This is a genomic window from Geodermatophilus sp. SYSU D00696, assembly GCF_054050235.1.
Genome location: NZ_JBJGYY010000030.1, coordinates 1 through 17,470 on the forward strand (window position 1 = coordinate 1; position 17,470 = coordinate 17,470).

Genomic DNA, 17,470 nt, shown 5'->3' on the forward strand with positions numbered 1-17,470 from the left:
GGGCGCGCCGGCGCGCACCGGCGGCGGGCCCGAGCGCAGCGGCGGGCGGCCCACCCCGGGCGAGGGCTCCGCGTCGTCGGCCTGGGCGTCGCTGCGGATGTCGATGCGGCAGCCGGTCAGCCGGGCGGCGAGGCGGGCGTTCTGCCCCTCCTTGCCGATGGCGAGCGAGAGCTGGTAGTCGGGGACGACCACCCGCACGGCCCGGGCCTTGGGGTCGACCAGGGTCGCGGAGTCCACCCGCGCCGGGCTGAGCGCCGAGGCGACGAAGGTGGCCGGGTCGTCGGACCAGTCGACGATGTCGATCTTCTCGCCGTGCAGCTCGCTCATGACGTTGCGCACCCGCTGGCCCATCGGCCCGATGCAGGCGCCCTTGGCGTTCAGGCCGGGGACGGACGTGCGGACGGCGATCTTCGAGCGGTGGCCGGCCTCGCGGGCCACGGCGACGATCTCGACGCTGCCGTCGGCGATCTCGGGGACCTCGAGGGCGAACAGCTTGCGGACCAGGTTGGGGTGGGTGCGCGAGACGGTCACCTGCGGGCCGCGGTAGGTGCGGGCGACCGACACGACGTAGGCGCGCAGCCGGCTGCCGTGCGGGTAGCGCTCGCCGGGCACCTGCTCGGCGGCCGGGAGCACCGCCTCGACCTTGCCGATGTCGACCAGGACCGAGCCCTGCGCGTTGCGGCGGGCGTCGGCCTGGACCACACCGCTGACGATGTCGCCCTCCTTGCCCGCGTACTCGCCGAAGGTCTGCTCGTGCTCGGCGTCGCGGAGCCGCTGGACGATGACCTGCTTGGCAGTGCTGGCCGCGATCCGGCCGAAGTCCGACGGGGTGTCGTCCCACTCGCGCACGACCTCGCCGTCGGCGCCGAGCTCCTGGGCCAGCACCGCGACCTCGCCGCTCTTGCGGTCCACGTGGACCCGCACGTGCTTGGCGGCGCCGTCGGCGTGCCGGTAGGCGGTCACCAGCGCCGTCTCGATCGCCTCGATGACCGTGTCGACGGGGATGCCCTTCTCCCGCTCGACCGCCTTGAGGGCGGTCACGTCGATGTTCACTGTCCTCCTCCGTCGTCGCCCTCGTCGTCGTCCGCGTCCACCGGCTCGTCGTGCACGTCGTCGTGCACGTCGTCCTGCGCGTCGTCGTGCGCGTCGTCCTGCGCGTCGTCGTCGCGGCCGGGCCGCCCGAACTCGACCTGCACCCGGCCGGCGCCCAGCTCCGCCCACGGCACCTGCCGCTCGACGGGCGGCTTCTTCCGCGCGCCGGGCTTGCCCGGCTTCTCGACCGCGAGGGTGACCCCCGCGTCGTCGACGGCGGTGACCCGGCCGGTCACCTGCTCGGCCGAGCCGGCCGGGCCGACGGCGACCGTGACCAGCCGGCCGGTGTTGCGCCGCCAGTGCCGCGGCTCGGTCAGCGGCCGGTCGACGCCGGGGCTGGTCACCTCGAGCACGTAGGGCGCGCGGCCGAGCTCGCCGTCGTTGCGGTCGAGCACGGCCGAGACCGCGCGGCTGACCTCGGCGACGTCGTCGAGGGACACGCCCTCGTCGCGGTCGACGACGACCCGGACGACGCTGCGCCGGCCGGCGGGGGTGACGACCAGCTCCTCCAGGTCGTACCCGGCCTCGGCGACGACCGGCTCGATCCAGCCCGCCAGCCTCGTGGCGGCCGGGTCCTGCTGTCGCGTGGCGGACACGGGCTCCCCTCCCCTCCTGCACCGGTCGGAGCTCGTGCTCGGCGGACCGCACCCCGGGGACCGCGGACGGCGGCGCGCACGCCTTCCGGCGGCGTACCCGGGAAGAGGTCAGGCTACCGCTCCCCCACCGCGTCGGCCCCGGCCGCTCCGGGCCCGCGGCCCACGGCGGGCGGCCCGCCCGTCGCTGCCGGGGGCGGGACGGGGCGCCTGGGAGGATGGCCGTGATGTCCACCTCCTCCCCCGCCGGGTTCTCCCGGCGCCGCCTGCTGGCCGGCGCCGCCGGCCTGGCGATGCTGGCGGCCGGGTGCACCTCCGGCGGATCGGCCGGCGGGGCGGCCGGCGCCGGGCGCACCGCGGCGCAGGACGACCGGCTGGCCGGCCAGCTGCCCGTGCAGGAGGCGGTGGTGGCCGCCTACGACGCCGCCGCGGCCGCCGACCCCGCCCTCGGCGGCCGGGTGGCGCCCCTCGCCGGGCAGGCCCGCACGCAGTTGGACCGGCTGCGGGCGGCGGTCCCCACGGCCACCGCCACGGCGACGGCTCCCCCGCCCGCGCCACCGGCCGGTACGGACGTGACGGGCTGGCTGCGCGAGCAGGTGGCCGCGGCCGCCGCCTCGCACGCCGGCGCCTGCCTGGAGGTCTCCGGCGGCCGGGCGGCGCTGCTGGGCTCCGTGGCGGCCGGGCTGCGGGGCCACGAGGCCGCGCTGGCGTCCGGAGGACCCGCGTGAGGGAGGACCGACGTGGCCGGTGACGGGGCCCCCGCCGGGGGCGAGGACGGCGCCCTGCGGGAGGCGCTGGCCGCCGAGCACGCGGCGGTGTGGGGCTACGGCGTCGTCGGCGCGGCGCTGCCACCCGGCGGGCGCGCCGCCGCGGTCGGCGGCGAGCAGGCCCACCGCGACCTCCGCGACCGGCTGGCCGCGCTGGTCGACGAGCGCGGCGCGGACCCGGTGCCGGCGGGGGCCGGCTACGAGCTGCCGTTCCCGGTGCTGTCCCCCGTCGACGCCGCCACGCTCGGCGCCGTCCTGGAGGAGGGCGTGTCGGAGAGCCTGGTGGCGCTGCTCGGCGCCGCGGAGGAGCTGGACGTGCGCCGGCTCGCACTCGACGCACTGGCGGCCGCGGAGGTCCGCGCCGTCGCCTGGCGCGCCGCGGCCGGGCGGCCGGAGACCACCACGGCGCTGCCGGGCATCGACTCGTAGGCGGACTCGTAGGCGTCAGAGGCCGCCGAGGAAGGCGTCGGTGACGGCGACCGCGGTGCTGCTCGACCCGCCGCCCTCGACCAGCGTCGCGAAGGCGATGTCCCCCTGGGGCCCGGCGAGCTGGTAGCCCATGAACCAGCCGTGGGCGTCCGGCGGGGTGTTGCTGCCGAACTCCGCGGTACCGGTCTTGCCGTGGACCTCGCCGCGGTCGCCGAGCTCGGTCGCCGTCCCGCTGAGCACCACCTGGCGCATCATCGGCCGCAGCTGGTCGAGCACCGCCGGTCCCGGCCCCTCCGGCGCGGCGCCGGCGGGCTCGGCGCCCACGACCTCGACCGGCCCGGCCGGCGTGCCGCTGGCGATGCCGGCGGCCACCAGCGCCAGCTGCGCCGGGCTCATCAGCACCTCGCCCTGGCCGATCGCGTTCGCCGCCTTGGTCGTCCCGGTGGAGTCGGAGGGGACGCTGCCGGAGAACACCTCGACCGGCAGCCGCCAGTCGCTGCCCACGCCGTAGGAGGCGGCCGCGGTGGCCAGGGCGTCGTCGGGGAGCTGCAGGCCGGCCTGGATGAAGGTCGTGTTGCACGACTGCGCGAAGGCCTCGGTGAAGGGGACGGTGCCGAGGTCGAAGCGGTCCTGGTTCTCGAACTCGCGGCCGTCGACCGCCGTCGTCCCCGGGCAGGGCACCGCCGCGTCGGGGGTCACCGTCCCCGCCGACAGCAGCGCCGTGGCCGTGATCGCCTTCATGCTCGACCCGGGCGGGTACTGCCCGGTGAGCGCGTTGCCGGCCGCTGCGGCCTCGTTGGCGGACACGGCCAGGACCTCGCCGGTGCCCGGCCGCACGACGACCAGGTGGGTGGGCAGCGGCTGGGTCGCGACGGCCGCGTCGGCGGTCTCCTGCAGCTCGCGCACGATCGGCGTCTGCAGCGGCCGGCCGGGAACGGGCTCGACGGCGGCCACCTCACGGCCGGGGTCGCCGGTGGCCTCGTCGGTGCTCGCCACCGAGACGGTGAAGCCGGGGGTGCCGGTGAGCTGCTCCTGGAAGGCGCGCTGCAGCCCCGACAGGCCGAGCTCGTCGCCGGCGGCATAGGCGGCGACCCCGTCGGTGGTGGTCTCCTCGATCACCTCGGCGGTGGCGTCGCCCACCCGGCCCAGCAGCGCGGCGGCGAACCGGGGGGACGGGGCGAGCAGCCGGGTGTCGGTGGGGAACACAGCACCGGGCAGGTCGAACACCTGCGCGCGGATGGCCTCGAAGTCCGGCCGGCGCAGGGTGATGACCGGGACGAACTGGCCGGGCGGGGCCGCCTGGACGTCGGCGGTGATCTCCTCGGCCGCGACGCCGGTGGCCGCCGAGAGCGCGGCCGCCAGCCCCGGCAGGTCGGTGACCTGGGCGGGGTCGACGCCCACGTTGACCACCTCGGTGGGCGTGAACAGCGGCCGGCCGGCGGCGTCGGTGATCGCGGCGCGCTCGGGCAGCGACCGGGCCAGCTGCAGGCGCTGGCCCTCCCCGAGCTCGGGGTGCACGAGCGTCGGCGCGGCCACGACCTGCCAGCCCTCGTCGGCCTCGCGCAGCTCCAGCGCGGCGTCGTAGGTCCAGTCGGGGGCGGCGGCGAGGTCCCAGGTGGCGGTCCAGCCGGCGGTGGCGGTGCCGTCCTCGACCGTGACGTCCCCGAGGTCGGCGGACAGGGTGGCCCCGGGGAGGTCGGCGGCGGTCTGCTCGAGCAGCGCGGTGGCCGCGGCGGGGTCGCTGGTGGCCTCGGCCGCGGCACCGGTGTCCCCGCCGGCCCAGTCGTCGAGGAAGGCCTGCGCGGCGGCGCGGACGTCGTCCTCGGAGCTGCCCGAGCAGGCCACGAGGACCGGCGCCGAGAGGAGGGTGAGGACCGTGCCGAGGACCGCCGTGCGTCGTGCTGCCACGTCGGCACACCCTGTCAGACCGCGCCGATGATCCGCGGGAGGCTCAGAAGAGGACGCTGGCGTAGCAGCCGACCTCGCGGAAGCCGACGCGGCGGTACACCGCGCGGGCCGGGGCGTTGTAGTCGTTGACGTAGAGGCTCACGACCGGCGCGATCGAGGTCCGGGCGTACTCGACGACGGCGGCCATGCCGGCGGCGCCGATCCCCCGGCCGCGGGCCTCGGGCGCGGTCCACACGCCCTGCACCTGGCACACCGCGCGCGACACCGCCCCGATCTCGGCCTTGAACAGCACCCGGCCGTCCTCGATCCAGGCCAGCGACTGGCCGGCGCGCACGAGGTCCTCGACCCGCGCCCGGTAGCCGGCGCCGCCGTCGACCCGCAGCGGGCTGACCCCGACCTCCTCGGTGAACATCGCCACCGAGGCCGGCAGGAGGACGTCGACCTCGGCCGGCCGGACCGGCCGCACCCGCGGCTCGGGCACCACCGCCGGCGGGCCCTCGATGGCCAGCAGCGGCTGCCGCGGCCGGTGGTCGCGGGCCGGACCCCAGGAGGGCTCGAGCAGCTCCCACAGCGGGCCGACGGCGGCGGCCGGGCCGACGATCGTCGAGCAGCGCCGGCCGGCCCGGCGGGCCCGATCGGCGAAGGCGGTGGCGGCGGCCCGCTCGGCGCCGGGGACGGCGAACGGGATCAGGTTGGCCCCGGCGAGGCAGACCGCGTCGAGGGTGCGGCCGCTGCCGATGCCCCACAGCGGCGCGCCCAGCGCGGCCGGGCCGGTGCCGGCCGCCTCGACCCGGCCGGCGAGGACGCAGGCCGCGACCGGGTCGGCGGACAGCAGCCGGCGGACGGCCGGCTCGTCGCCCTCGTCGAGGACGCGAGCCGTCGGGGTGGTGGGGCGGGTGGACGACCCGGTCGAGCGGAGCACGGTGGGAGCGGAGGGTCAGGAGACGGTGACGACGGGCGGGCCGGAGGGGACGCCGTCGTCGAGCTGCTCACCGGCGATCCGCATGGCCTCCTCGATGAGCGTCTCGACGATCTGCGACTCGGGCACGGTCTTGACGACCTGGCCCTTCACGAAGATCTGGCCCTTGCCGTTGCCCGAGGCCACCCCCAGGTCGGCCTCGCGGGCCTCGCCGGGACCGTTGACGACGCAGCCCATCACCGCGACCCGCAGCGGCACCTCCAGCCCGTCGAGGCCGGCGGTGACCTCGTCGGCGAGCTTGTAGACGTCGACCTGCGCGCGCCCGCAGGAGGGGCAGCTGACGATCTCCAGGCCGCGCTGGCGCAGGTTGAGCGACTCGAGGATCTGCGTGCCGACCTTCACCTCCTCCGCGGGCGGGGCGGAGAGGGAGACGCGGATGGTGTCGCCGATGCCCTGGGACAGCAGCGCACCGAAGGCGACGGCGGACTTGATCGTGCCCTGGAACGCGGGGCCGGCCTCGGTGACGCCCAGGTGCAGCGGGTAGTCGCACTGCGCGGCGAGCAGCTCGTAGGCGCGGACCATGACCACCGGGTCGTTGTGCTTGACCGAGATCTTGATGTCGCGGAAGTCGTGCTCCTCGAACAGCGAGCACTCCCACAGCGCCGACTCCACGAGCGCCTCGGGGGTGGCCTTGCCGTACTTGGCCAGCAGCCGCTTGTCCAGCGAGCCGGCGTTGACGCCGATCCGGATCGGGATGCCGGCGGCCTTGGCCGCCTTGGCGATGTCGCCGACCTTGTCGTCGAACTTCTTGATGTTCCCCGGGTTGACGCGGACCGCCGCGCAGCCGGCGTCGATCGCGGCGAACACGTAGCGCGGCTGGAAGTGGATGTCGGCGATGACCGGGATCTGCGACTTCCGCGCGATGATCGGCAGCGCCTCGGCGTCGTCGGTGTCGGGGACGGCGACGCGCACGATCTGGCAACCCGACGCGGTGAGCTCGGCGATCTGCTGCAGCGTCGCGTTGACGTCGGCGGTCTTGGTCGTCGTCATCGACTGCACGCTGACGGGGTGGTCGCTGCCGACGCCGACGTCGCCCACCATCAGCTGGCGGGTCTTGCGCCGGGGCGCGAGGACGGGCGGGGGCAGTGCGGGCATGCCGAGACCGACGGAGGTCGCCATGCCTGCGAGTATCCCCGGTCCCACGGGGTCGGTGCCGACGACTACTGGAGTGTGATCGGGTTGACGACGTCGGCGACGAGCAGCAGCCCGGACAGGGCGATGAACAGGCCCGCCACCACGTAGGCGACCGGCATCAGTCGCGCGATGTCGAACGGGCCGGGGTCGGGGCGGCCGCGCAGCCGGGCGACGACCGAGCGGGCCTTCTCGTACAGCGCACCGGCCACGTGCCCGCCGTCGAGCGGGTAGATCGGCAGCAGGTTGAACAGGAACAGCACGAGGTTCACGCTGGCCAGCAGGCTCAGGAAGAAGCTGAGCTTCTCCGCGCCGCTGAACTCCTGGATGGCGAACACCTCGCCGGAGATCCGGCCGACGCCGACGACGCCGATCGGCCCGTTCTCGTCGCGCTCCTCGCCGAGGAAGGCCGCGCGGAACAGCTGCGGGACCTTCTCGGGGATCTCGACGAGCCGCTGCACCGACTGGCTGACCACCATGCCGAAGTAGCCGGGCAGGTCGGCGACGGACTGGCGGGCGAAGCCGACCACCGGACCGACGCCGAGGTAGCCGGCGGTGACGGTGCCGTCCTCGGTCGCGACGACGTTCTCGATCGGGGTGACGGTGAGCTCGCGGGCCGCGCCGTCGCGCTCGACGGTGAGCGCCAGCGGCTCCCCCGCCGAGCCGCGGATCGCCTGCTGCACCACGGTCCAGCTGTCGTGGGCGGTGGGGTCGACCGCCCGGCCGTCGATCGCGACGATCGTGTCGCCCGGGCGCAGGCCGGCCTCGGCCGCGGGGCTGGCCACCGGCCGGGCACAGTTCGCGCTGCCCTCCTCGCAGACCTGCCCGGCACCGGCGCCGCTGGTGACGATCGGGATGTCGCACACGTCCCGGCGCTCGGCCTCGGCGACGGCGATGCTCTCGGCGCCCGCGGGCACGACGCAGGCGGGGACGGTCTGCACCTGGGTGGTGATGACGTTGGTGCCGATGGCGGTGAGCGTGATCGTGAAGAACAGGACCGCCAGGACGAGGTTGTGCAGCGGGCCGGCGGCCATGACGATCACGCGCTGCCACCAGGGCTTGGCGTAGAACACGCGGCCGGCGTCGCTGGGCCGGACGTCGTTGAGCGCCTGGCCGCGCACCTCGGCGATGAAGCTGCGCATCCGGGTGGCGCGGACGCTCTCGCCCTCCTCGGCCGGCGGGATCATGCCGACGATGCGGACGTAGCCGCCGAGCGGGATGGCCTTGATGCCGTACTCGGTCTCGCCGCGGCGGCGGGAGAACAGCGTGGGGCCGAAGCCGACCATGAACTGCGGCACCCGCATGCCGAACTTCCGGGCCCACCAGAAGTGACCGGCCTCGTGGAACGCGATGGAGGCGAGCAGCCCGACGAAGAACGCGGCGATGCCGAGGACGGTCAGCAGGGTGCTCAGCTCGGGCCTCCGACGAGGGCGGCGCGGGCGTGCTGCCGGGCCCACCGTTCGGCGGCCAGCACGTCGTCCACGCAGGTGGGGGCGCCGAGGTCCGGCGCGTCGTCGAGGGTACGCGCGACCAGGCCCACGACGTCCGGGAAACGCAGCCGGCCGGCGAGGAACGCCGCGACCGCCTCCTCGTTGGCGGCGTTGAACACCGCCGGGACGACGCCGCCGGCCTCGCCCGCGGCGCGCGCGAGCCGGACCGCCGGGAACGCCTCCTCGTCGAGCGGCGCGAACTCCCAGGTGCTCGCCGTCGACCAGTCCAGCGCCGGCTGCACGTGCGGCAGCCGGTCGGGCCAGGCCAGTGCCAGCGCGATCGGCAGCCGCATGTCCGGCGGGCTGGCCTGGGCGATGGTGGCGCCGTCGGCGAAGGTGACCATCGAGTGCACGATCGACTGCGGGTGCACGACGACGTCGATGTCGGCGTAGGGGACGCCGAAGAGCAGGTGGGCCTCGATGAGCTCGAGGCCCTTGTTGACCAGGGTCGCGGAGTTGATCGTCACGACCGGGCCCATGTCCCAGGTCGGGTGCGCCAGTGCCTGCTCGCGCGTGACGTCGGCGAGGTCGGCGGCGCTGCGGCCGCGGAACGGCCCGCCGCTGGCGGTGAGCACCAGCCGGGCCACCTCGCTCCGGTGCCCGCCGCGCAGGCACTGCGCCAGCGCGGAGTGCTCGGAGTCGACCGGCACCAGCTGGCCGGGCCCGGCCGCCGCGGTGACCAGGTCGCCACCGGCGACCAGCGACTCCTTGTTGGCCAGGGCGACGACGTTGCCCGCCCGGAGCCCGGCCAGCGTGGGGCCCAGGCCGATCGAGCCGGTGATGCCGTTGAGGACGACGTCGGCGGGGCGGGCGGCCAGCTCCTCGGCGGCGCGCGGCCCGGCGAGGATCTCCGGCAGCGCGTACTCGCCCCTCGCCCAGCCGCGCTGCGACGCGGCGGCGTAGAAGGCCAGCTGCAGGTCCTGCGCGGCGGTGGCCCGCGCCACGGCCACGGTGCGCACGCCGAGGGTCAGCGCCTGCTCGGCCAGCCGGGCGACGTCGCCGCCGCCGGCGGCGAGTGCGGTGATCCGCAGCCGGTCGGGGTTCTGCTCGGCGACCGCGATCGCCTGCCGGCCGATCGAGCCGGTCGAGCCCAGCACGGTGACCTCGCGCGGCTCGCTCATGCCCTGATCCTCCCCGACGCGCCCGGCGTACAGCATCCGACCTCGCCCGGTGGTGGCCGGTCCCGGCTGGCAGGATGGGCCTCGTGAGCGAGCAGCACGGTCCCGGGGTCCGCCAGCACAACCCCGCCACCACGCGGGTCAACCAGCCCAACCGCGAGGAGGGCGTCGTCCGGGCCGGGGAGCACCCGATCGAGGAGGAGCGCCCCGAGGACTGGGGCTGGCACGGCCGCGCCGGCAAGTGGGCGCAGATCGTCGGCTGGCTGATGACCCTGGCGATCCTGTCCTACCTGTGGGGCAACCACGAGGCCCGCATGGAGGACCTCTGGCTGCTCGCCATCGCCGGGCTGATGGCCGGCTCGCTCCTGTGGGACCTGCGGCGCAAGCGCACGGCCTGGCGCCCCTAACAGAGGATCGTTCCGGCACCCCACGCGACCCGGTCCGGCTCTGCCGGGCCGGGTCGACGCGTCTCAGGTGGCCGTGACCCCGATCGCCGCGCCGACGGCGTAGGTGATCCCCGCGGCCAGCGCACCGAACAGCAGCTGCCGCAGCCCCGCGTACCACCAGGCCCGCGGGGTGAAGCGCGAGGACAGCGCCCCGGCGGCGAACAGGCCGATCCCGCCACACAGCAGCGCCACCCACAGCAGCGAGAAGCCGAACAGGAAGGGCAGCAGCGGGACCACCGCCCCGGTGGCGAAGGTGAGGAACGACGACACCGCCGCGGTCCACGGCGAGGGCTTGTCGGCCGGGTTGAGCCCGAGCTCCGCGACCACGTGCAGTCGCAGCGCGGTGTCGGGGTCGCGGTGCAGCTGGACGGCCACCTGCCGGGCCAGGTCGGCGTCGACGCCGCGGGCCCGCATCATCTCGACCAGCTCCGCGAGCTCACCGCCCGGGTTGCGCTCGAGCTCGCGCCGCTCCTTCTCCACCTCGAGGTCGAGCTGCTCGTTCTGCGTGCGCACCGAGGTGTACTCCCCCAGCGCCATGGAGATGGCGCCGGCGACCAGGCTCGCCACCCCGGAGAGCACGATCGCGCGGGACGAGGCACCCCCGCCGCCGACGCCGGCCACCAGCGCGGTGTTGGTCACCAGCCCGTCCATGGCGCCGAAGACGGCGGCCCGCAGCCACCCGCCCGAGACGTCGGCGTGGCTGTGCTCGTGGGCCTCGGCGGCCGGCGCCTCCGAGCTCACCCGTCGGCCTCGGCGCCCAGCTCCACCGGCGGCTCCAGGGACGGCGCGGGGACGGCCACGGCGGGGACGCCCTCGACCCGGTCGGCCGCGGCCAGCTGCCCGCAGGCGCCGTCGATGTCCTGACCGCGGGTGTCGCGCACCGTCGTCGGCACCCCCGCGGCGCGCAGCCGCGCGACGAACTCCCGCTGCGCGGGCAGCGGGCTGGCGTCCCAGGGGCTGCCCGGCGTCGGGTTCAGCGGGATGAGGTTCACGTGCGCGCGCTTCCCGGCCAGCAGGCGGCCGAGCAGGTCGGCCCGCTCGGGCTGGTCGTTGACGTCGCGGATGAGCGCGTACTCCACCGAGTACCGGCGGCCGGTGCGGGCGGCGTAGGCGTCGGCGGCCTCGACCACCTCGGCCACCTTCCACCGGGTGTTGATCGGCACCAGGGTGTCGCGCAGCTCGTCGTCGGGCGCGTGCAGGCTGACCGCCAGGGTGACGTGCAGCCCCTCCTCGGTGAGCCGCCGGATGGCCGGGACGACGCCGACGGTGGAGACGGTCACCGAGCGCTGGGACAGACCCAGGCCGTGCGGTGCCGGCGTCACCAGGGCGTCGAGCGTCCTGCGGACCCGCGCGTAGTTGGCCAGCGGCTCGCCCATCCCCATGAAGACGACGTTGGACAGCCGCCCCGGCCCGCCGGGGACCTCGCCGTCGGCCATCGCCGCGGCCGCCGCGACCGCCTGGCCGATGATCTCCGCGGCCGAGAGGTTCCGGGTGAGCCCGTTCTGGCCGGTCGCGCAGAAGGGGCAGGCCATGCCGCAGCCGGCCTGGCTGGAGATGCAGACGGTGGCCCGGTCGGGGTAGCGCATGAGCACGCTCTCGACCAGCGCGCCGTCGTGCAGCCGCCACAGGGTCTTGCGGGTGCGTCCCCCGTCGGCGCTCAGGGTGCGCACGGGGGTCAGCAGCCCCGGCAGCAGGGCCTCACCGAGGGTCTCGCGCACGGCGGCGGGCACGTCGGTCATCCGCGCCGGGTCGGTGACCCCGCGGAAGTAGTGCCGGGCCAGCTGGTCGGCGCGGAACGCCGGCTGCCCGAGCTCGGTGACGGCGGCGCGGGCCTCCTCGCGGGTGAGGTCGGCGAGGTGACGCGGCGGCTTGCCCCGGCGGGGGGCGTCGAAGACGAGCGGCAGGGCAGTCATGGCATCCCCATCGTCCCACCCGCGTGCGCGCTCCGGGCCGCTGCGCGGGTGAGGTCGCTCGCTCAGGACGGCGGCAGCAGGACGTCCAGCAGGGTCGGCGGCGAGGTGACCGGGGTCTGCGAGCCGGTCCCGGTCGTGTCGGTCGAGCCCCCATCACCGGTGGCCCCGGTCCCCGGATCGACCGTGGTGTCCTCCGTCGGCGTCTGCGGGTCGGTCCCCGGATGGATCGGACCCGTTCCCGGGTCCAGCGGATCGGTCGGGCCCGTTCCCGGATCGGTCACCGGATCGGTGCCGCTGCCGTCTTCCACCGGCTCCTCCGTCGGGGCCTCCCCGGACTCGTCAGCAGGTTCCTGGGGCGTGACCACCGGCCCCGCGATGGGAGCCGCCTCCGGCGCCACGGGCGGCGCGGGCTCCGGCGGCGGGGGCGGCGCGTCGGGCAGCACCTGGGCGACCACCGCGGGCAGCGGCGCCTCGGCGGCCGGGGTGGGCACCGGCGCGGTGGCGCGGGGAGCGGCCCTGGATGGCGTCACCGGGGTGGGACGGGCCGTCCGCTCCGCGGTCGTCGGCACCGGGGCGCTGCTCGTCGGGGCCGCCGAGACCGCGTCGGCGATCCCCGAGGGGCGGACGGGGCGCAGGGCCGGGGTGGGTGTGGCCACCGCGCTCGGCGGCGACTGCACGGCCGACGACGGCGTCGGTCCGGAGGACGACGTCTCCATCAGGGCGGCGCCCGCGACGCCGCCGATGGCGAACAGGCCGACCAGCACGGCGAGACCCATCCGGCGTCGCGGCCGCACCTGCGGTCGCACCACGACGCGCGGCACCACGGTCCCGCCGACGGGGTTGCCGTCGAAGGGGGTCGGCGCCGCCACGTCGAGCCCGTCGGACACCTCGGGCATCGTGGGCTCGTCCGCTCCCCCGGGGGCGTCCGCCTGCTCGGGGTCCTCCGCCTGCTCGGGGTCCTCCGCCTGCTCGGGGTCCTCCGCCTGCTCGGGGTCCTCCGCCTGCTCGGGCTCGTCCGGTTCCTCGCAGACGGGAGCGACCTCGGGCGCGACGGCGGCCTCGGCCGCGTGCTGTCCGCCGTCGGCCGCGAGGGCGGCGCCCTCGGTGCCGCCCTCCTCCGGAGCGTCCTCCGGCCGGACCGGCTCGGCCGATTCGGTCAGCCACCCGGGCAGCCAGTGCTGCCAGTCCTCGTCCGCCGGCGGGAGCGGTACCTCGGTCACCGGGATGTCGTCCTCCTGCTGTGCCGTCATCCCACCTCGCAGTCACGGTTGGTCATGTTGCGCTCACCCCGTGGAGTCATCGTGCCCGACGGAGGGGCCCGGGTGCCGGAGGCGCGGCCAGCTAGCGTCGGCCGGGTGATCCCGGCCGAGGAGACGCCCGTCCCGCTCGACAGCGTCGGCGTCGGCCCGTGGGAGGGCCCGTGGCCCGAGGACCCCCGCTACGACCCGGAGCTGCTCGCCTCCGGCGACCGGCGCAACGTCATCGACCGGTACCGCTACTGGACCGTCGAGGCCATCGTGGCCGACCTCGACCCGCGCCGGCACGCCTTCCACGTCGCCATCGAGAACTGGCGGCACGACCTCAACATCGGCACCGTCGTGCGCACCGCGAACGCGTTCCTGGCCGCCGAGGTGCACGTCGTCGGGCGCCGGCGGTGGAACCGCCGCGGCGCGATGGTCACCGACCGCTACCTCTCGGTGCGGCACCACCCCGACGCCGCGGCGCTGGGCGCCTGGGCGCGCGACGCCGGCCTGCCGGTGCTGGCCGTCGACAACCTGCCCGGTGCCCGGCCGCTGGAGACCGCGGCGCTGCCCCGGGCGTGCGTGCTGCTGTTCGGCCAGGAGGGCACGGGGCTGTCGGAGGAGGCACGGGCGCTGGCGGGCGAGGTGCTGTCGATCGCCCAGTTCGGCTCCACCCGCTCGATCAACGCCGGCGTCGCGGCGGGCATCGCGATGCACGCGTGGATCCGGCAGCACGCCGGCCCGGAGCGGGGCTGAGCGCCCGGGTGCCGACCACGGCCCGGTGCGCCAGGCTCGGCGGGGTGAGCCGACTCGACGACGTCGACCTGTCCGCCCAGCTGTCCAAGAAGGACGGCAAGCAGCAGCTGGCCCAGGCCCAGCGGCGGCTGGTGCACCTGCGCCTGCTGCTCGGCGGTCAGATCGGGTCCGGCGAGCTGGGTCCGCCGCTGTGCGTGCTGTTCGAGGGCTGGGACGCCTCGGGCAAGGGCGGGGCGATCAAGCGGCTGGTCGACGAGCTCGACCCGCGGCACGTGCGGGTCGCCCAGTTCGCCGCTCCCTCCTACGACGAGAAGCGGCACCACTTCCTGTGGCGCTTCTGGCCGGTGCTGCCCGGCTGGGGCGGCATGGCCGTGCTCGACCGCACCTGGTACGGCCGCGTGCTGGTGGAGCGGGTCGAGGGCTTCGCGACCGACGAGCAGTGGCAACGCGCCTACCAGGAGATCGTCGACCTGGAGACCACGCTGGCGGCCGAGGGCACCGTGCTGGTCAAGTTCTGGATGCACGTCTCCCCCGAGGAGCAGCTGCGCCGTTTCGAGTCCCGCCGCGACGACCCCTACCGCGCGTGGAAGCTCACCGACGAGGACTGGCGCAACCGCGACAAGCGGGAGGCCTACGAGGACGCGGTCGAGGAGATGCTCGAGCGCACCGACCACCCGGGCGGGCCGTGGACGGTCGTGCCGGCCGACGACAAGCGGTACGCGCGGGTAGCCGTCGTCCGCACGGTGAACGCGGCGGTCGAGTCGGCGCTGGCCGCTCGCGGTGTCGACCCGGACGCGCCGCCCGCGTGAGCCCGCTGGTCTGCCCCTGCGACCCGGCGGACTGGCGCGCCGCACTCGACACCGGCGTCCTCGGGCCGGGCGCACCGCTGTGCCCCCCGGAGCAGGTGCACCGGCTGACCGCCCGGCTGTACCCGGGCCGGCGGGACCTGGTGCTGCTCGTCGCCGACCCGGCACGGCTGCCGGCCCGCTCCGGGCCCACCGGGGACGGGGAGGGTGAGGTGGACGCCGGGCCGGTGCCGGCGCACGCGGTGGTCGCCGTGGTCCCGTACCGGCCGCCGTCGCAGCCCGTGCTCCCCGCACCCGGGGACGCCCTGGGCCGCGCGCTGGCGCTGTCGCTGTCGGTGCGGACCCGCCGGGCCGCCGAGGTCCGGGACGTGCCCGGCGGGGTGGCGGTGCTCGACCCGCGCTACGCGCACTCCCGGGACGACAACCGGCTGGTGCTCGGGCAGCCGGTCGACGAGGACACGGTCGAGCGGGCCGCCGTCGACGCGGGCCTGCCGCACCCGGCCGCCACGCTGACCTGGACCGGAGCCGGCGACGTCGCCGCGCGGCTGGCCGGGCGGGGGTGGCACGCCGAGGAGCTGGTGGTCATGGCCCGCCCGGCGACGCCCGCCCTGCCCGGCGCCGACCGGGCCGAGGTGGTCGACCAGCGCGCGGTGCACCCGCTCTGGGAGGCGACGTGGCGCCGCGACCTGGCCGGGACGGCCGACCTGGACACCGTCGTCGCCCAGCTCGTGGGCCGGGAGCACCGCACCGGCCGGGTGGTCGCCGTCCACGACGTGGCGGTGCGGGCGGAGGGCCGGGTGCTGGCCGCCGGGCAGCTGCGGGTCGACGGCGCGACGGCCGCGGTCGAGTCGGTGATGACCGATCCTGCGGCCCGCGGCCGCGGGCACGGGGACGCCGTGTTGGCGCGGGCGCTGGCGGTGGCCGCCGGGGCCGGGTGCGACCTGGTGGTGCTCGAGGCGCTCGCCGACGACTGGCCGCGCCACTGGTACGCCCGCCGCGGCTTCACCGCGGTCGGGTCGGTGTGGGAGGTGACCGGCCCTCAGCCCGCGGGAGGCGCCACCCAGGACAGCAGCAGGTAGGCCACCGCGGCCGAGGGCAGCAGGCTGTCGAGGCGGTCCATGATCCCGCCGTGGCCGGGCAGCAGGGTGCCCATGTCCTTGATGCCGAGGTCGCGCTTGATCAGCGACTCGCCGAGGTCGCCGACCGTGGCGGTCACCGCCAGCGCCGCGCCGAGGAGCACCCCGCCCCACCACGGCCCGTCGAGGGCGAGGACGACGATCGGGGTGGCGACCGCGACGCAGGCCACGATCGACCCGGCCATGCCCTCCCAGGACTTCTTCGGGCTGACCGACGGTGCCATCGGGTGCCGGCCGAACAGCACGCCGGCGGTGTACCCGCCGACGTCGTTGCCGACGACCGTGGCGATGAACGCGAGCACGCGCAGCGCGCCGTCGTCGGGGACCAGCAGCAGCACGCAGAACCCGGCGAGCAGCGGCACGTAGAGGGCGACGAACACGCCGGTGGTGGCGTCGCGCAGGTATCCCTCCGGCCCGTCGCCGAGCCGCCACAGCAGGACGGCGACCACGGTGAACAGGAAGGCGACGACGAGCCCGTCGGCGCCCCGGGCCCAGGCCAGCGCCAGCATCGCGACCGTGCCGACCAGCAGCGGCACCAGCGGGGCCCGGGCGCCGCCGGCCTCCAGGGCGCGGACCAGCTCGGCGACGCCGACCAGGACCGCCACCCCGACGACCACCAGGAACGACGGGCGGTAGGCGAACAGCGAGACCAGGATGACCGCGCCCAGGCCGAGCCCGACGGCGATGGCGGCGACCAGGTCGCGGCCGGCGCGGCTGCTCGAGGGCGGCACCAGGTCGGGCTCGGGGTCCGGGGCGCCGAGCGGCGGGGCGCGGGTGCCCCCCCCGCCCCCCGCGGGGCCCGCCCCCGGGACGGCGATCTCCTGGGTGGCCGGCGAGGGCACCGGCGGCACGGCGAGCGGGCTGGTGGGCGGCGCGGCGGGCCGGACCGGACCGGTGGCGGGGCCGCGCGCGGCGGTGGCCGACAGCGGCGGAGGCGGCGGCGGGGGCGACACGCGCCGGACGACCGGGATCGGCCCGGTGTCAGCGGCGTCGCCCGACGCGCCGGCCCCGGCGGCGTCGGGACGGGAGGTCATGGCAGGGCCCGGGCGAGCGGCTCAGACCTCGAGCAGCTCACCCTCCTTGTTCTTCACGGCGTCGTCGATGCTGGCGACGTGCTGGGCGGTGAGGTCGTCGAGCTCCTTCTCCGCGCGGCGCACGTCGTCCTCGCCGGCCTCGCCGTCGCGGGCGATGCGGTCGAGTTCCTCCTTGGCCCGGCGGCGCACGTTGCGGATGGCGACCTTGGCGTCCTCGCCCTTGCTGCGCGCCATCTTCACCAGGTCGCGGCGACGCTCCTCGGTCAGCTGCGGGAAGACGACGCGGATGATCTGGCCGTCGTTGGTGGGGTTGACGCCCAGGTCGCTGTCGCGGATGGCCCGCTCGATCGCCGAGAGCTGGCTGTTGTCGTAGGGCTTGATGACCGCCATCCGCGCCTCGGGCACGGTGATCGAGGACATCTGCGGAACGGGGGTCGGGGCGCCGTAGTAGTCGACCAGGATCTTGTTGAACATCGACGGGGCGGCGCGGCCGGTCCGCACCGAGCCGAGGTCCTCGCGCGCGACCGACAGGGCCTTGTCCATCCGCTCCTCGGCGTCGAGCAGGGTGTCGTCGATCACGGTCTCTCCTCCTGCGGCGGGGCGTCCCGCCGTCTCTGCGGTGCGGCGTGCG

18 protein-coding genes are annotated in these 17,470 nt (G+C 76.2%); 6 read left to right on the forward strand and 12 right to left on the reverse strand.

Features of this window, described 5'->3' with window-relative positions:
* Both nusA and rimP read right to left on the reverse strand, forming a co-directional pair.
* On the reverse strand, positions 1–1,053 hold a 1,053-nt coding region (nusA, locus tag ACI79O_RS17560), incomplete at its 3' end, for a transcription termination factor NusA (RefSeq protein WP_456914788.1).
* Entirely contained in the window at positions 1,050–1,688 is a 639-nt protein-coding gene (gene rimP, locus ACI79O_RS17565; RefSeq protein ID WP_456914789.1) for a ribosome maturation factor RimP, read from the reverse strand. The genes rimP and nusA, both read right to left, overlap by 4 nt.
* A gap of 224 nt (positions 1,689–1,912) precedes the next feature.
* Here rimP and ACI79O_RS17570 point away from each other — a divergent pair, with 224 nt between their 5' ends.
* Both ACI79O_RS17570 and ACI79O_RS17575 read left to right on the forward strand, forming a co-directional pair.
* Complete coding sequence (locus ACI79O_RS17570; protein ID WP_456914790.1) at positions 1,913–2,413, forward strand: hypothetical protein; 501 nt, start codon at positions 1,913–1,915, stop codon at positions 2,411–2,413.
* Positions 2,414–2,425: 12 nt separating this feature from the next.
* The gene (locus ACI79O_RS17575; protein ID WP_456914791.1) at positions 2,426–2,881 is read left to right on the forward strand and encodes a ferritin-like domain-containing protein; all 456 of its coding nucleotides are present in this window, start codon (positions 2,426–2,428) and stop codon (positions 2,879–2,881) included.
* A 15-nt stretch (positions 2,882–2,896) separates the two neighbouring features.
* Here ACI79O_RS17575 and ACI79O_RS17580 read toward each other — a convergent pair whose 3' ends face one another.
* Genes ACI79O_RS17580 through dxr form a run of 5 tightly spaced genes read right to left on the reverse strand, consistent with a single transcriptional unit; the run spans position 2,897 to position 9,510 of the window.
* Positions 2,897–4,789 carry a penicillin-binding transpeptidase domain-containing protein gene (locus ACI79O_RS17580; protein WP_456914792.1) on the reverse strand — a complete coding sequence of 631 codons (1,893 nt, stop codon included), beginning with the start codon at positions 4,787–4,789 and terminating at the stop codon, positions 2,897–2,899.
* Between the two features lie 43 nt (positions 4,790–4,832).
* Complete coding sequence (locus ACI79O_RS17585; RefSeq protein ID WP_456914793.1) at positions 4,833–5,711, reverse strand: GNAT family N-acetyltransferase; 879 nt, start codon at positions 5,709–5,711, stop codon at positions 4,833–4,835.
* Positions 5,712–5,726: 15 nt separating this feature from the next.
* Complete coding sequence (gene ispG, locus ACI79O_RS17590) at positions 5,727–6,887, reverse strand: flavodoxin-dependent (E)-4-hydroxy-3-methylbut-2-enyl-diphosphate synthase (RefSeq protein ID WP_456877678.1); 1,161 nt, start codon at positions 6,885–6,887, stop codon at positions 5,727–5,729.
* 41 nt (positions 6,888–6,928) lie between these two features.
* The gene (locus tag ACI79O_RS17595) at positions 6,929–8,356 is read right to left on the reverse strand and encodes a M50 family metallopeptidase (protein WP_456914794.1); all 1,428 of its coding nucleotides are present in this window, start codon (positions 8,354–8,356) and stop codon (positions 6,929–6,931) included.
* Positions 8,308–9,510, reverse strand: a complete 1,203-nt coding sequence (gene dxr / locus ACI79O_RS17600) for a 1-deoxy-D-xylulose-5-phosphate reductoisomerase (protein WP_456914795.1) — start codon at positions 9,508–9,510, stop codon at positions 8,308–8,310. Before dxr ends, ACI79O_RS17595 begins: the two co-directional genes overlap by 49 nt.
* An 83-nt stretch (positions 9,511–9,593) precedes the next feature.
* Here dxr and ACI79O_RS17605 point away from each other — a divergent pair, with 83 nt between their 5' ends.
* Positions 9,594–9,914, forward strand: a complete 321-nt coding sequence (locus ACI79O_RS17605; RefSeq protein WP_456877681.1) for a DUF2631 domain-containing protein — start codon at positions 9,594–9,596, stop codon at positions 9,912–9,914.
* Between the two features lie 63 nt (positions 9,915–9,977).
* Here the strand turns inward: ACI79O_RS17605 and ACI79O_RS17610 are convergent, their stop codons facing one another.
* From ACI79O_RS17610 to ACI79O_RS17620, 3 genes are all read right to left on the reverse strand, one after another.
* Positions 9,978–10,694: a VIT1/CCC1 transporter family protein gene (locus tag ACI79O_RS17610; RefSeq protein WP_456891377.1), complete on the reverse strand. Its 717-nt coding sequence runs from the start codon at positions 10,692–10,694 to the stop codon at positions 9,978–9,980.
* On the reverse strand, positions 10,691–11,866 hold the full coding sequence (gene rlmN / locus ACI79O_RS17615) for a 23S rRNA (adenine(2503)-C(2))-methyltransferase RlmN (RefSeq protein WP_456891379.1): 1,176 nt from the start codon (positions 11,864–11,866) through the stop codon (positions 10,691–10,693). Before rlmN ends, ACI79O_RS17610 begins: the two co-directional genes overlap by 4 nt.
* 62 nt (positions 11,867–11,928) lie before the next feature.
* Positions 11,929–13,116, reverse strand: a complete 1,188-nt coding sequence (locus tag ACI79O_RS17620; protein WP_456914796.1) for a hypothetical protein — start codon at positions 13,114–13,116, stop codon at positions 11,929–11,931.
* A 105-nt stretch (positions 13,117–13,221) separates the two neighbouring features.
* Here ACI79O_RS17620 and ACI79O_RS17625 point away from each other — a divergent pair, with 105 nt between their 5' ends.
* The 3 genes from ACI79O_RS17625 to ACI79O_RS17635 are packed head-to-tail and all read left to right on the forward strand — an operon-like array spanning position 13,222 to position 15,748.
* Positions 13,222–13,863 (forward strand): TrmH family RNA methyltransferase, encoded by a 642-nt coding sequence (locus ACI79O_RS17625; RefSeq protein ID WP_456891383.1) that lies wholly within the window; start codon positions 13,222–13,224, stop codon positions 13,861–13,863.
* A gap of 44 nt (positions 13,864–13,907) precedes the next feature.
* Positions 13,908–14,672 (forward strand): polyphosphate kinase 2 family protein, encoded by a 765-nt coding sequence (locus ACI79O_RS17630; RefSeq protein ID WP_456891385.1) that lies wholly within the window; start codon positions 13,908–13,910, stop codon positions 14,670–14,672.
* Positions 14,669–15,748: a GNAT family N-acetyltransferase gene (locus ACI79O_RS17635; RefSeq protein ID WP_456914797.1), complete on the forward strand. Its 1,080-nt coding sequence runs from the start codon at positions 14,669–14,671 to the stop codon at positions 15,746–15,748. The genes ACI79O_RS17630 and ACI79O_RS17635 overlap by 4 nt, the downstream gene beginning before the upstream one ends.
* Here the strand turns inward: ACI79O_RS17635 and ACI79O_RS17640 are convergent.
* Positions 15,709–16,839, reverse strand: coding sequence for a phosphatidate cytidylyltransferase (locus ACI79O_RS17640; RefSeq protein WP_456914798.1), 1,131 nt, complete (start codon positions 16,837–16,839; stop codon positions 15,709–15,711). The two genes, ACI79O_RS17635 and ACI79O_RS17640, sit on opposite strands and share 40 nt — an antisense overlap.
* Before the next feature lie 21 nt (positions 16,840–16,860).
* Positions 16,861–17,418 (reverse strand): ribosome recycling factor, encoded by a 558-nt coding sequence (frr, locus tag ACI79O_RS17645; RefSeq protein ID WP_456877006.1) that lies wholly within the window; start codon positions 17,416–17,418, stop codon positions 16,861–16,863.
* Positions 17,419–17,470: the final 52 nt, after the last annotated feature.

Coding starts and splice junctions, on each gene's coding strand:
- ACI79O_RS17570 (WP_456914790.1), top strand. CDS start 1,913: ATGTCCACCTCCTCCCCCGCCGGGTTCTCCCGGCGCCGCCTGCTGGCC.
- ispG (WP_456877678.1), bottom strand. CDS start 6,887: ATGGCGACCTCCGTCGGTCTCGGCATGCCCGCACTGCCCCCGCCCGTC.
- dxr (WP_456914795.1), bottom strand. CDS start 9,510: ATGAGCGAGCCGCGCGAGGTCACCGTGCTGGGCTCGACCGGCTCGATC.
- rlmN (WP_456891379.1), bottom strand. CDS start 11,866: ATGACTGCCCTGCCGCTCGTCTTCGACGCCCCCCGCCGGGGCAAGCCG.
- ACI79O_RS17620 (WP_456914796.1), bottom strand. CDS start 13,116: ATGACGGCACAGCAGGAGGACGACATCCCGGTGACCGAGGTACCGCTC.
- ACI79O_RS17640 (WP_456914798.1), bottom strand. CDS start 16,839: ATGACCTCCCGTCCCGACGCCGCCGGGGCCGGCGCGTCGGGCGACGCC.